Annotated in this window: 13 protein-coding genes; 8 read left to right on the plus strand and 5 right to left on the minus strand. The window is 42.5% G+C overall.

Annotated features, from left to right (window positions below):
• A partial coding sequence (locus tag AC23P2_RS27755) for an IS3 family transposase (protein WP_487776210.1) occupies positions 1–264 on the plus strand: 264 nt, incomplete at its 5' end.
• 238 nt (positions 265–502) lie between these two features.
• Here AC23P2_RS27755 and AC23P2_RS27760 read toward each other — a convergent pair.
• Genes AC23P2_RS27760 through AC23P2_RS27770 form a run of 3 tightly spaced genes read right to left on the minus strand, consistent with a single transcriptional unit; the run spans position 503 to position 2,149 of the window.
• Complete coding sequence (locus AC23P2_RS27760) at positions 503–1,462, minus strand: hypothetical protein (protein WP_487776211.1); 960 nt, start codon at positions 1,460–1,462, stop codon at positions 503–505.
• Positions 1,462–1,659: a hypothetical protein gene (locus AC23P2_RS27765; protein ID WP_487776212.1), complete on the minus strand. Its 198-nt coding sequence runs from the start codon at positions 1,657–1,659 to the stop codon at positions 1,462–1,464. Before AC23P2_RS27765 ends, AC23P2_RS27760 begins: the two co-directional genes overlap by 1 nt.
• A 37-nt stretch (positions 1,660–1,696) precedes the next feature.
• Positions 1,697–2,149: a 7TMR-DISMED2 domain-containing protein gene (locus AC23P2_RS27770; protein ID WP_487776213.1), complete on the minus strand. Its 453-nt coding sequence runs from the start codon at positions 2,147–2,149 to the stop codon at positions 1,697–1,699.
• Positions 2,150–3,291: 1,142 nt separating this feature from the next.
• Here AC23P2_RS27770 and AC23P2_RS27775 point away from each other — a divergent pair.
• The 6 genes from AC23P2_RS27775 to AC23P2_RS27800 all read left to right on the plus strand — a co-directional run bounded on the left by AC23P2_RS27775 (position 3,292) and on the right by AC23P2_RS27800 (position 11,694).
• Entirely contained in the window at positions 3,292–3,858 is a 567-nt protein-coding gene (locus AC23P2_RS27775; protein ID WP_487776214.1) for a phage tail protein, read from the plus strand.
• Positions 3,859–3,902: 44 nt separating this feature from the next.
• Complete coding sequence (locus tag AC23P2_RS27780; protein WP_487776215.1) at positions 3,903–4,439, plus strand: phage tail protein; 537 nt, start codon at positions 3,903–3,905, stop codon at positions 4,437–4,439.
• A gap of 29 nt (positions 4,440–4,468) precedes the next feature.
• Entirely contained in the window at positions 4,469–4,996 is a 528-nt protein-coding gene (locus AC23P2_RS27785) for a phage tail protein (RefSeq protein ID WP_487776216.1), read from the plus strand.
• Positions 4,997–5,139: 143 nt separating this feature from the next.
• On the plus strand, positions 5,140–10,452 hold the full coding sequence (locus tag AC23P2_RS27790; protein ID WP_487776217.1) for a T9SS type A sorting domain-containing protein: 5,313 nt from the start codon (positions 5,140–5,142) through the stop codon (positions 10,450–10,452).
• Between the two features lie 144 nt (positions 10,453–10,596).
• On the plus strand, positions 10,597–11,295 hold the full coding sequence (locus AC23P2_RS27795; protein ID WP_487776218.1) for an XRE family transcriptional regulator: 699 nt from the start codon (positions 10,597–10,599) through the stop codon (positions 11,293–11,295).
• An 87-nt stretch (positions 11,296–11,382) separates the two neighbouring features.
• Complete coding sequence (locus tag AC23P2_RS27800; RefSeq protein ID WP_487776219.1) at positions 11,383–11,694, plus strand: hypothetical protein; 312 nt, start codon at positions 11,383–11,385, stop codon at positions 11,692–11,694.
• A 45-nt stretch (positions 11,695–11,739) separates the two neighbouring features.
• Here AC23P2_RS27800 and AC23P2_RS27805 read toward each other — a convergent pair whose 3' ends face one another.
• Both AC23P2_RS27805 and AC23P2_RS27810 read right to left on the minus strand, forming a co-directional pair.
• Positions 11,740–11,952, minus strand: a complete 213-nt coding sequence (locus AC23P2_RS27805; RefSeq protein ID WP_487776220.1) for a tyrosine-type recombinase/integrase — start codon at positions 11,950–11,952, stop codon at positions 11,740–11,742.
• Between the two features lie 2 nt (positions 11,953–11,954).
• A complete protein-coding gene (locus tag AC23P2_RS27810; RefSeq protein ID WP_487776221.1) occupies positions 11,955–12,419 on the minus strand; it encodes a hypothetical protein in 465 nt (154 codons plus the stop codon).
• Positions 12,420–12,528: 109 nt separating this feature from the next.
• Here AC23P2_RS27810 and AC23P2_RS27815 point away from each other — a divergent pair, with 109 nt between their 5' ends.
• Positions 12,529–13,491: a tyrosine-type recombinase/integrase gene (locus AC23P2_RS27815; RefSeq protein ID WP_487776222.1), complete on the plus strand. Its 963-nt coding sequence runs from the start codon at positions 12,529–12,531 to the stop codon at positions 13,489–13,491.
• The last annotated feature ends 60 nt before the right edge of the window (positions 13,492–13,551 follow it).

The raw sequence follows: 13,551 nt of genomic DNA on the forward strand, positions 1-13,551 counted from the left end.
TGCTCTGTTTTTCTTTTGACAGCAAGCTACCAAAATCTTGGAATCTTACCACTTCACAAACCTAAAGGCCCATGCGGCCGCTTAAAAGCGGAATTACTGGAGGGGGGAGCATTTTTGAGTGTCCATGACGCTCATATAGAAATCTTCGACTACATCGAAATATACTATAACAGGATAAGGAAGCACTCGTCGCTGGGTTATAAAAGCCCTGAACAATTTGAAAATGAGCATTATAAAAATCTAACAAATTCACTGTGCCGATAAATTGAACCACCTCAGTAAACTTGTTTTGATTGGCGAGTACTTAATTGAACAGAAAATGTGGGGTCTTGGTCTATTAGTTTTTTTTCTTTTTCCTTCGTTAAAATTTTTGTTACTGTAATTTATAGTGGGGTTTTACTTTAAGCAGCCCTTCTGTAATTGATTTCATCGGCTTTAAGAACTGACAAAGCATGGCTGCCATCTTCAGACCACGCAATAGGTCGGTTCTTTTGCCTTTGCGCTACGACCATATCCACGCCTTTTTCAGCCCTGCCAGAGCCAATAGGTTTATTAGCTTCTTTTCGTCTTTTATAGTCGATGATTTCGCATTGATGCTTTTGTAAATAAGCGATAAACTCTTCTTTTTTTCTTGATTTCGGGCTTGAATCGTCTTCAAATGATTCACCACCTCATTGGTTTTGCCTTCCCAAAGTAAGGGCATAATGTAGGCCAGTATTTCTTCTTTCTGCTTCTTATGCCATGCAATCATACTCAATAATTCTCTACATTTTTTGTGGAGATGGAACCAGTCTAATATGATTACTACTTGTCGGCCAGATATTCGCCACAAGCGTTCTCGTATCTTACTTGCTCCATCTGTGATAGCCACAATAGGTAGTAACTGCCCGCCATAATGAAAGCAAAACCAGCATCTGAGAGCCATCTCAATATCCCAATCTTTGACCCCATAACCTGCTGTGACATACTCATATCCGCCTTGTGGAGTTTGTACTTCTATCACATCGGTCTGAACCGTCTTGATGGTTTTCTTGTAATCCTTTTGACGTTTTTCTTTCTGCCGCTTCACGCCAATAGCATCATCAAATAACAAAATCTCCTTACCTGTTGACTCATAAATATCTACCGATGCTTCTGCAAAAGGGATGCTCAACTGAATGCCATCATAACGACTTATACGCTCCTGTGTTACTTCTTGTGCATATTGCTTGACTTTCTCGCTCAAATGATTGCTACTGTAAAGGCGTGTGCCTGTTATGATTTCTATGCTTTTACTAACTCGTGCATAACTCTTGTAATTTACCTCTTCCTTAATGTATTCCGACAACAGTTTACTTTCTAAACCTGACTCAAACTGATGACTCTTTTGAAAATAATCCCCGCCACTTTTGTAGCGTTCTAAGTTAAATTGCACTTCTCCTTCTATCCCCTTTATCTTTACTGAACGATACCCTTTACTCACTAATCGCTCTTTTTTTTATAGGTTCGTTGGCTCTTAGACAATAAGTCTGATTGCAATTCTGGCAACATTTGACGTTTCATATCGGTTGTAAACAACTCTATCTCATCAAATGTATTTAGTTGAGCATCTGAAATCTCTTTTTCTATGATCCTTTGTTCACCTGTCGATAAGGTGATTTCTATGCGTACTCTGGCCATGGTAGTATAAAGTTTTGATTTTCCCCAAAGTTATACCCTATTTTGCCCTACACCACAAAATATTGCAGTAACAAATTTTTTGAAGAGTATGAGAAAAATTCTGTCCTGTAGTATCCGATAAATAAAAGTCAAATTGTTCAACCAAGGGATTAGTCCAAACTAGCTTCCACTCTTTTTGTGGATTGTTACTATTTTTCAGCTTAAATCTTACCCAAAAGACATCGTCAGTATAGGGAAAGAGAAAATGGTTTTTGAGCGACTTTTCAAATTGTTTAGTCTTTACTTGTTCCAGCGTAAGTTTGGCGGTTTCATCCCTGTAAATTTCTACGGAAGAAGATATATTGATAGGTATTTTTTTTCCTTCTGACAAAATCACTTCTTGTGCTACGACTTCTTTGGCTAAGCTACAAGCTAATCCCAAAAGGATTGAAAACACAAAAATGAGTTTTTTATAATGTCCGTTAAGTTTCGGTAATTCCAGAGGTGCCATTGGGGTGGTAAAGTCGTCTATTCAATGTTGTTGTTCAGCTGTTTCCTTTATTAGAAGGACAAATATACCATTAGTCATATACATTCGTTATCAATTATTTCAAAATATAGACTATTTAGAATATTATTCACACCTCTTTCCCTATAAAAAGGTTTATTATTAAAATAGATATTACTTACGATAAGTTAATCATAGGTAATGTTGATTACTAAACAAAGAATCAATTTCGTAATTCTATATTCACCTCGACCTTTAGGGGCTAATGCTGGAAAAAAGCTGATAATGGCTGTAAATAGAAGCATTATTCCGAACCCCCTCGCAGTGGCGGGAGTTTTATCGGAGTGTTGAAGGACGACATTGGCAAAATTGCAGATAACAATGGCTTTGTTGCATGTTTCGCATTTAAAAGAGACTAATGCAGATACAATAGGTAAAAACAAAGCTTTTACCCATCAAATTATCCTTTTTTTAGCGATTTAACCCTCTTTTGTTGTATAAATTTTATTTTTTGTTGCACTTTTTTGTTTTTTGGTATCCATACAACAAAGCCATAATAGAGCCGAGAGTGAAATTGTTCAGAAAAAATCAATCATGCGAGAACAACCCAAATAAATAGCTTAACCAAAAAGGGTGACAAAATTTGTCACCCTTTTTGGTTAAAAAAACTTCAGCCTCTCCACCTTCTTCTACTAAAAAACGTTTTGATAGGTCATATATCTAATACCTATTTTTTTGTTGTTTTATTGAAAATAATTGAAAGGAGTAGAAATTAGTGTACATAAATGGGTGATTGGTGGACTAATAAGGCCATTTAATCAATTTTTAGTTATTATATTTTTTTAATATATGTTGTTTTTCTATCTTTGAAAAACACAATTGGATATGCCCTTTTGTGAGTATTTAAACTCAAATGTTATGACAACCTCAACTCAACTGCAAGAATCACACTTCTACTCAAGTATTCTACAAGCTCAGTGTAGAATTAACTAATTAAACATCCCCAGTTTTTAGACGCCTTCCCCAGAAAGCGTCTTGGTAGATTATTGCCTTTATTTTGACTGTAATATAAGTGTAAGTCATTGATAATCAATTAATTTTTATTGTTAATTATATTTTTCAACGCTTAATCATAATTACTCAACATGGAACCAATCCTTGGAGAAGTCCGAATGTTTTCGGGCGACTTTGCCCCTAAAGGCTGGGCACTTTGCGATGGAAGTTTACTTACCATCAGAAACAATGAAGCCTTATTCAGTCTACTTGGAATTACGTATGGAGGGGATGGCATAAATAATTTTGCGCTTCCTGATTTTCGTTCTAGAGTACCTATGCACAAAGGCCCGACCTCTAATTTAGGGCAACGTACTGGGAATGCTAAAATTGACTTCAAGCCAGAAAATCTACCCCCACATACGCATACAGTACAGTCTGCCTCGGCATCAGCTACATTGACTGTTCGGTGTAAAAATGAACCAACGGGGGGGACAGTTACGCAGGTTCCGAAAGGAAATTACCCAGGTAACTCATCGGTATCAACCGACGATAAAGGGTACGCACTTGATAGGAGTGCAAACGATTATTTAGGAGCTAGTGCAGTGTCGGTAAAAGTGGGTACCACTGGAACCGCTAACAGCGTCAGTAACATGATGCCTTTTTTATCGGTCAAGTTCATCATTGCGACTATGGGGATTTATCCACCACGTCCATAATTTCATACTAAACACTACTTAATCACCTTTTAGAAAACAAAGTTATGGAAGAACAATATCTTGGCGAAATCCGAATGTTTGTAGGGAGTTATGAACCTTTGGGTTGGCGTTGGTGCGATGGAAGGTCGCTCATGATTTCTCAAAATGAGGCTTTATTCACAATTATTGGAACACAATATGGGGGAGATGGAATCTCAACGTTTAATCTCCCTAATTTAAATGGCCGTGTTCCAGTAGGTACAGATTCAACCTTGCGTATAGGTGCCACAGGAGGCAGTAATCAAGTAGTTTTAACTTCTCAAAATATGCCCCCACACACGCACAGTGCGAGTGGTAAAGTAAAAGTTAGCGGAAAGGATGCTACTACTTCTGCTCCCAAAGATGCTTATTGGGCAAATACTCCGAATGATGCAGAATATGCCCCCTCACCTACAGATGGAGCAACCTTGGCTGCAAATGCAGTTACTGGAACCTTGGCGGTAGCAGGTAGTGCTACCCCACAACCCATTGATATAAGACAACCTTTTCAAAATATCGGGTTTATTATAGCTGTAGAAGGGAACTATCCAGTGCGAAACTAATCCTAAACCATCAAATTGATTCTAAAATAATGGAACAACTCATCGGAGAAATACGGTTTTTTTGCGGAAATTTTGCCCCACAAGGATGGGCTTTTTGCGACGGGCAGATTTTGCCAGTATCACAATATATGCCACTTTTTAGCTTAATTGGTAATACTTACGGAGGGGATGGTAAAACAAACTTTGCACTACCAGATTTTCGGGGGAGAATTCCAGTCGGAACGAACAACGCAAGTCAAAGAGGCCAGAAAGGTGGGGCAGTAAGCGCTGTACTTCAGGTAGGCAATTTGCCCGCACATACGCACAGTTTAGAGGTGTTGGTCAATGTAAGCGATGCCAATGGATCGCAAAAATCACCTGTTAATAACTATCCTGCTAAGACAGGGAATTTTGACAAGGAGTATAACGTGGCATCTGACTCAACAATGAATAAAGATGCTGTCGAAATATCGATACAATCGACGGGGATGGGTGTACCATTTAGCCTTTTGCAACCAAGCCAAACCGTCAATTTTATCATAGCACTAACTGGCAATTATCCGCAGAGGTGGGACTAATGGTTTAAGTCCATTTTCCTCTTTGACTTCCCGTAGGGGCATGAAAACCATTTTCATGACTCTACGGGTAATACCTTTTATAAACTCAATAAAAAATGCTGGTGACAAAAAGGTTTAAATGTGATTTTTTAATTTATCAAACGATGAATAAACTCTATCGATTACAAATACTCTGTATGGTGTTTTTTTTTACCATACTTTCTTATCTCTCTTCCTTTGCGCAAGGAGATATTACCATTTATAATGGATGTTTTAATGGCTTTGTTATTCCAAGTGCACCGAGTAGTGAACCCACTTTTAATGGGAAGCCTTATTGGAATAAAGATAATCTTACTCTTACTTTAGGTGGGAAAACAACTTCAGGTGGTTCAATAACTATTTACTGGTCACTACCAACCGACCAGGGTTACCCATTCCCTGATGGACAACCACACTGGGTAATTGCTACAGGGGGAGGTAATCCTGCCATATTATGGCATCCAACAAGCACAGCGAACCTACCACCTCTCACGGGTTGGGTACAATATGACACATGGTTACAGCAAGACCCTGACCTGGCATGCTCAAACGCCAGTAGTACAGTTTTATCTATTGCAGGAGCCAATCCCACTGTCAATCTCTCGGTTAGTACTAACACAAGCACTGAGGCGGCAGCAACTGTTATCACTGTAACAGCTACGGCTTCAGCGGCAGTCAGTGGGAATCAGACGCTAGCACTTGGAGTGTCAGGTACAGGTATTACGGCAGGAGACTATACATTAAGTAATGCAACGATTACCATTCCTGATGCCCAAACCACGGGCTCGGTTACATTTGCAGTCGTAGATGATGCTCTTATTGAAGGAACGGAAATAGCTACACTTACGATAAGTAGCCCTTCGTCAGGGATTTCATTAGGAACAACAACCCAAAATGTAAGTATTACAGACAATGATTTACCGACATCAGTATGTGTAACCACTGACTGTTCGTCTTACAATGGAAACTATACAAAAGGGGCTGATTTTAACACTCGTCCAAGCTATACGAATGGTACAGTGCATATTTTTCATTCGGGTACAAGTTGGTATTTAGGGAAAGGTGGATTAGGAGCTACGCAAACTGCTGATATTGTCTTTGAGATTCCCTCAATGGCAAATGTTCCCCCCACAACAGGATGGGGAGCTAACGAAGACAATGATTGTGTAGATGCAACTTTCGAGTTAGCGCTAAGTGCTTGCCCTTGTGTCACTCCAACGGTGTTCAGTGTAACGGGTGGAGGCAGCTTATGTGCGGGTGCGACGGGTGTATCAATAGGGTTAAGTGGTTCAGAAACAGGAGTGACTTATCAATTGAAGCGAGAAGGTAGCAATGTAGGTAGTGCAGTATCTGGCACGGGCAGTGCGCTGGCGTTTGGCACTTTTACGATAGCAGGAACCTACACCGTAGAGGCTACCCGAGTAACGGGTGGTTGCTCTGTTACCATGACAGGCAGTGCCATAGTAACCGTAATCAGTTTACCAACAGCTTACAACGTGACGGGCGGTGGCCCTTTTTGTGCAGGTGGTAGTGGTTCGTTAGTAGGTTTGGCGAGTTCACAAACAGGTGTAAATTACCAGCTTAAAAAAGCAGGAAATAACGTAGGGAGTGCAGTAGGTGGTACGGGGAGTGCGATTTCGTTTGGGAATCAAACGGATGCAGGGACATATACCGTTGTAGCTACTACTGCCACGGGTAGCTGCACGGCGACCATGACTGGAAATGCAGAAGTGAGTGTCGTGACCTTGCCATCGACGTTTACGGTAACAGGTGGCGGAAGCTTCTGTTCAGGCGGCACAGGAGTAGTAGTAGGGTTGAGTGGTTCAGAAACTGGGGTTAGTTATCAGCTAAAGAAAGGTGGCTCCAACGTGGGCAGTGCAGTAGGTGGTACAGGGAGTGCGATTTCGTTTGGTTTTCAGACGGGAGCAGGAACCTATACCGTGGAAGCATCGAAGGTAGGTGGTAGCCCCGTTCCAGTGCGAATTGGGGTAGGAGCAGCGGCTCCCCCAACCACTACGACGTGCACGCAAGCGATGACAGGTAGTGTAGATGTAACCGTAATCAGTTTACCAACAGCTTACAACGTGACGGGCGGTGGCCCTTTTTGTGCAGGTGGCAGTGGTTCGTTAGTAGGTTTGGCGAGTTCACAAACAGGTGTAAATTACCAGCTTAAAAAAGCAGGAAATAACGTAGGGAGTGCAGTAGGTGGTACGGGGAGTGCGATTTCGTTTGGGAATCAAGCGGATGCAGGGACATATACCGTTGTAGCTACTACTGCCACGGGTAGCTGTACGGCGACCATGACTGGAAATGCAGAAGTGAGTGTCGTGACCTTGCCATCGACGTTTACGGTAACAGGTGGCGGAAGCTTCTGTTCAGGCGGCACAGGAGTAGTAGTAGGGTTGAGTGGTTCAGAAACTGGGGTTAGTTATCAGCTAAAGAAAGGTGGCTCCAACGTGGGCAGTGCAGTAGGTGGTACAGGGAGTGCGATTTCGTTTGGTTTTCAGACGGGAGCAGGAACCTATACCGTGGAAGCATCGAAAGTAGGTGGTAGCCCCGTTCCAGTGCGAATTGGGGTAGGAGCAGCGGCCCCCCCAACCACTACGACGTGCACGCAAGCGATGACAGGTAGTGTAGATGTAACCGTAATCAGTTTGCCAACAGCTTACAACGTGACGGGCGGTGGCCCTTTTTGCCCTGGTGAAGCAGGGGTACCAATTGGTTTGTCTGGTTCACAAACGGGGGTCAACTACCAATTGAAAAAAGATGGTAGCAACGTAGGGAGTACAGTATCAGGGACGGGCAGTGCGATTTCGTTTGGCTTACAGACTACCGCGGGAGTCTATACTGTCGGAGCTATCACTGTAACGGGTGGTTGCGAAGCTTTGATGCTTAGTAATCAGATGGTTATTGTGAAATCAGCACCAACTGTTTTCAACGTGACAGGAGGAGGTAATTTCTGCCAAGGTGGAGCGGGAGTAGTAGTAGGGTTGAGTGGTTCAGAGTCGGGAGTTACCTATCAATTAAAGAAAGATAATGACGCCCTTGGCAGTGCAATAACAGGGACGGGCAGCGCGATTTCGTTTGGTAATCAGGCAAATACGGGTACATACACTGTTATGGCAACCAAAACGGTCACAGCTTGTACCACCAGTATGACGAGTAGCGCTGTGGTATCCTATTATACTTTACCAGCGGCAACAATAAGTGGAACAAGCACTACTTGTAAAGGAGGAGCCTCAGCGACAATAACGTTTACAGGGAGCAACGGCGTGGCACCTTACACGTTTAGCTATCAGTTGAATGGAGGTGCAGTTCAGACAGTCACGACGACAGGAGGAAGTTCGAGTGCTACGGTGAGCCAGAATGCTAGTGTAGAGGGCGTATATACTTATACGTTAACAAGTGTGAGCGATGCGAACTGTTCACAGTCGCAAAGTGGCAAAGCGGTGGTGACGGTACAAACCAAACCATTGATTACCTTGTCGACGCAGCAAGTGACCTTAAATGAAGGTAATACCCAAGAGTTCTGCGACATTGACGCTAATCCTGTGAACAGTTTACAGTTTAATGTTTCGATTTCATGTGTGGTGGGTTCACCCGTTTGGCGAGTACAAGTGGGCAGCGGAGCGTGGAGCAGCTGGTCAAGCACATCACCAGTATCTCAGTTATCGAATAATCAAGTTCATCGTTACCAAGCGGCTTGTGATGCCAATTGCCCAAGTAGCTATACGAGTCCGATTGAAGTAAAAATCAACTACCGAGCTTCGGTGCCGCAGGCGGTGTCGTTGGTGGCTGATGGCGTGATGGTGAACGCGGGCGAAACGAAGGATATTTGTAACATCGCTGGCAATGGGATTGTGTTCAATACGAGTTGTGCTTCAACAGAAGTGGTTTTGTATTCGGTCGATGGGGGTGATTACAGCAATGTTGTCCCTATCCAATTGGTGGACGGTCAATACCACAATTACCGAGTACGTTGCCGTAAATCTGACGGAACGGTTTCTTGTGTGGAAACAGAATCTGGGGTGATGCGTATTCGTTTGACGAGTATGTGGTTGGTTCCCGTGGCGAGTTTGAATGTAACGAGTGGTTGCGGAGTTGCAACGATTTTTTCTGGGACTACTAACTGTGGAAGCATGACCACGATTTGGTACAATGCCGCTACAGACGTCGCATTGTCAGGTTTGCCAAGTCAGACCCCGAGCGTAACGAGTTCGTACTATGCCCGTTGTCAAGCCGAGAGCGGCTGTATGAGCGAGAAGAGTAACGTGGTGACCTACACAGTGACTGCGGTGAGTGAAGTTCCTGTGGTGAATGTGAGTTCAGACATTGTTTGTACGGGTGTAGAAGTAACGGTATCGACGAGCTGTCCTGGGGGGTCGAGTGCATTGTGGAATACGGGTGTGACGGATAACAGCTTCAAGGTATCTTTTGCGAATGTGACCAAGCAGAGTTATTCGGTACGTTGTATTTATACCAATGGTTGTCAAAGTAGCGCGAGTGCGATTAAGGAGGTGATGTGGAAAGCGTTTGAGTTGACGATTATAAACATCGGAGAATCAAAGTCTGGGATAAAGACGAACAGCCGTAGTGCGTGGGCAGGTCAATTTGTGACTCCAGACGCGGGACCCGCCCTAGACCAAAGTACGCAAGGGAATCCGACGGTTTATTATTCAGAGAATTTGAACAAGACGTCGCCTCGTTACTGGACAATCCACGTGGATGCGTGTACGTTGGGAGAAAGTGGTTCGTTGACGTACGATTTGTTGGCCACCCCCGAGACGGGTTTGGTACGTTCGTACAACACGCACGAGAACAATGCTCCTTATTTCATGTTTGCGAACCGCTCAGGTTACACGGAATTATACGCGCAAAACCACCCGTTGTACGGTTTTTATGCGGACAATGGCTCAGGGGGGAATGTGTATGACGAAGGTTTTCCCAAGGGATTGTACAAGTTAGGTATTCGTTACTGGGACATGAAGGGTTGGGGTAGTATTTATCCCTCGACACGTAAGCCTCAAGGAAATGTGTTGGCCTATCAAGAATACTGGTTTAGAATTCAGTCGAAAGACGGGATAGGATTGGGAGCAGCGAGAACAGCGGAGAGTGGTCAGCAGTTAGCGGTTAGCGAAGAGGCAAAAAGCAAAAATCAAGGGGCAAGTGATGATTCGGAAAAGGGGGCATTTGCCTGGGTTGTTCCAAACCCAGTGACGAACGTACTCCGTTTAAAGGTGCAAGATAGTAAGGGTCAAGTAGTACAAACGCAGCTAGTCGATGCCTCGGGTAGGGTACTGTTGGGACGCAGTTTTGTGCCTGAGTCTAATCAACACCAAGAGGAATTTGGGGTGCAAGAACTACCAACGGGAATGTATTTCTTGAAAGTGGTGACGGAAGAACGTCAAGCTACCCTGAAAGTGGTGAAAGTGAATTAGTAGCTCCTCACAAGTAACAACAGCCCAATAAGTAGTATTGGGCTGTTGTATTTAAATATATCTTTTGGATATTTATTTTGCTTAAAGTCTACTTTAATTGCATAAATAACGCTAACTTGTGGCAAGTATATTAAACAGCCTACTATGAAGAACAACTATTTTGCACAAAACCTAGCTTTTTTAAGAAACCAATTATCAGATAAAACTTCCCAACAGCGATTAGCTGATTTGTTGGGAATTAAAAAATCCACATTAGCGGCCTACGAAGCTGCCCGCTCTGAACCGAGCTTTGCCGACTTAGTACGTTTTGCTGCCTATTTTAAAGTAACCATCGATTCGCTTCTGACGACGGATTTACGGGCAGGGCAGACCAAAACGGAACGCCAGTCTACTGAACGTGTCATTGTCACTACGGTCAATTTTGAAGGGCGAGAAAACATTGAATTTGTGCCTATTCGTGCCTTAGGTGGTTACGCAGAAGGTTACGGTGATGTTGACTTTGTCCAAAAGCTGCCTGTGTTTCAAATGCCATTCTTATCGCGCGAACGTAATTACCGAGCCTTTCCCTACGAAGGAGATTCGATGCCGCCATTGAGAGGGGGAGCAGTTGTTTTTGGCGAATACGTTGAAAATTGGCAACGTATCAAAAACGGTGTACTGTGTATTGTGGTAACCAAAGACGAAGGCGTAGTACTTAAAAAAATATTTAACTACTTGGAAGATAAGGGAGTACTTGTCCTAAAATCATTGAATGAGCGTTATGCCCCCTACCCTGTTCGGGGAGAGGATATCCTCGAAATTTGGCAATTTGTTGGTTACTTTGATGAAAGATTCCCTGAATAATTATTAGAACTTGGGTTAAAAAATTGGTTTAGTCAATTTTTATATTGAAATTTATAACGCAATAATTTCAATATAAAAATTTCACATATGCCAAAACTTGATCGCTCTGATTTTAAATACAACGCTAAAGTTTTCGAAAAAACTTGCCTTTGGTGTGGTACTCCTTTTTTTGCTAGCCGCTCTACTGCGAAGTACTGTTCAGGGACGTGCCGCGGCTATGCAAATCAAGCAAAACAGTCGGAAGAGGCTGTGCCTTACGATGAAACAGAAAAAATGATTTCAGCTTTGCTTTCTGAGAATGCATATTTAAAGGGACAAATACAAAGATATGTAACAGAAAATGAAGAACTTAGACGAACTTTGGGTAGAATCAAAACGCTTGAGAATCGTTCAGAATAATTTTTTCGAATTTAGGCTAAAGTAGGACGAAAACTAATGACCTTTCTAAAGCCCTAATTTAGTTGTTGCATTGTGTTTTTTGATGTCATCAATACGAGTATAGCGTTGAATCATTTGGCTTGTTTTGTGTTTGGATTGTCGCATAATTTCAGAATCGTCAGCTCCGTTGGTTTTGGCAATAGTTATGAAAGAAGCTCTCAACGAGTGCGCCGAATACCGAGTTCCAAGGTATTTTTTTACGGTTGTATAAACGGTCATAATTAAGCACTTATCACGTAATCCGACATGAGTCGCGGTGTCGATACTTCGCAAAACGTTTTCAATTCTTTTAATTGAAAAGCTGGAGCTGGAGCTTGCTGTTGACGAACGCCTTTCATACGTTTGATTCCTTCCATGACAGCGCGGAAACTTTTGTCTTTGATTGGGATTTCTTGGTCGGATAATTCATGCCATTTCCGAATGGCAGCAAGTCGTCGATTTATGATAGCCCATTTATGAGATTCTGCCAAAGAAACAACATAGGTAGCAAGCGTTGATACAGATACAGGCAAAGAAAGACATTGATTGGCTTTACACCATTTTCGAAAGTGAGTAATATCTGTTTGGTAAGCGCACTGGGTGTTTTCGGTCCCCTCAATTCCTTTTCCTGCATAATCCATTACTTTTTTAGCGAGTGGTGAATCAAGGAATGGAAGGGGTATCTGTTTTTCTCGAATAGATTTCATGAATTGGCTTAGTTGGGAATCAAGTTACAATAATACAATTATTACTTTTGATAATATTCGATTATCGTAGGTAATTAGTATCTTTGCTTTTACTTCCATTTAGCCCATAATGAAAGAGCAAACGCAGATTGAATCCGTCAATAATAATAAGGTAGGGCTCCCAGAACCGCTTGCTAACAAAGTAGCCGACTACGCCCGTAAAGGGCTAGACGGAGCAGCTAATACAAAACGAGCTTATCAAACCGACCTCAAGTATTACCGAAGTTGGTGTGCTGAAACTAGTCAAGTTGAAATGCCCGCTTCAGCCGCTACGTTGGCAGCATACGTCTCTTATCTGGCCGATACGCACAAATGGGCGAGTATCAATCGAAAATTATCCGCTATTCGTAAACTCCACGAATTAAATAACCTTGATTTACCGACTAAAGATAGGGCTTTTCGGGCTGTTATGGAGGGCATCAAGCGAACCAATGGAGTACGTCAGAAGCAAGCCCCTGCGTTTAAGATGAAAGAATTCAAAAATATTCTACGCGGAATTGATACTACAGCCAATGCAGGATTACGGGATAAGTGCTTGATTCTGTTGGGATTTGCAGGAGCCTATCGACGCTCGGAGTTGGTAAGCCTGAATATTGAGGACGTACATTTTAGCGATGATGGCGCGATTATCTCTTTATCTAAAAGTAAAACCAATCAGTATGGGGAAGCAGAGGAAAAAGCTTTTTTCTTTAGCCCTGAAGCAGACTTTTGTCCCATCCGAACGTTAAAAAATTGGATAAGCCGTTTAGAAAACTCCACTGGCCCCTTATTTGTGCGGGTGCGTAAAGGTGATAAAATAACGGAGGAACGCTTAAATGATATGACTGTTTATGAGACAGTTAAGAAATATTTTGGGGAACGCTATTCTGCTCACTCGTTGAGGGCTTCTTTCATAACCATAGCCAAAATCAACGGGGCTGATGATTCGGAAATTATGCGACAATCCAAACACAAAACAAGCTTGATGATTCAACGGTACACCCGAATCGAAGACATCAAGGAGCACAATGCCGCCACTAAATTAGGACTTTGAAAGCGCCTGAGAATTGAATATTCTGGCCACAAGATCAGATTGCCTTTTTTTTTAAAATCT

This window comes from Runella sp. R0.1_18 (assembly GCF_057652155.1).

Bases quoted from the DNA above. Each gene is read 5' to 3' on its own strand.
- AC23P2_RS27765 (WP_487776212.1), bottom strand. From the start codon at position 1,659: ATGGCCAGAGTACGCATAGAAATCACCTTATCGACAGGTGAACAAAGG.
- AC23P2_RS27770 (WP_487776213.1), bottom strand. From the start codon at position 2,149: ATGGCACCTCTGGAATTACCGAAACTTAACGGACATTATAAAAAACTC.
- AC23P2_RS27775 (WP_487776214.1), top strand. From the start codon at position 3,292: ATGGAACCAATCCTTGGAGAAGTCCGAATGTTTTCGGGCGACTTTGCC.
- AC23P2_RS27780 (WP_487776215.1), top strand. From the start codon at position 3,903: ATGGAAGAACAATATCTTGGCGAAATCCGAATGTTTGTAGGGAGTTAT.
- AC23P2_RS27785 (WP_487776216.1), top strand. From the start codon at position 4,469: ATGGAACAACTCATCGGAGAAATACGGTTTTTTTGCGGAAATTTTGCC.
- AC23P2_RS27790 (WP_487776217.1), top strand. From the start codon at position 5,140: ATGAATAAACTCTATCGATTACAAATACTCTGTATGGTGTTTTTTTTT.
- AC23P2_RS27795 (WP_487776218.1), top strand. From the start codon at position 10,597: ATGAAGAACAACTATTTTGCACAAAACCTAGCTTTTTTAAGAAACCAA.
- AC23P2_RS27800 (WP_487776219.1), top strand. From the start codon at position 11,383: ATGCCAAAACTTGATCGCTCTGATTTTAAATACAACGCTAAAGTTTTC.
- AC23P2_RS27805 (WP_487776220.1), bottom strand. From the start codon at position 11,952: ATGACCGTTTATACAACCGTAAAAAAATACCTTGGAACTCGGTATTCG.
- AC23P2_RS27810 (WP_487776221.1), bottom strand. From the start codon at position 12,419: ATGAAATCTATTCGAGAAAAACAGATACCCCTTCCATTCCTTGATTCA.
- AC23P2_RS27815 (WP_487776222.1), top strand. From the start codon at position 12,529: ATGAAAGAGCAAACGCAGATTGAATCCGTCAATAATAATAAGGTAGGG.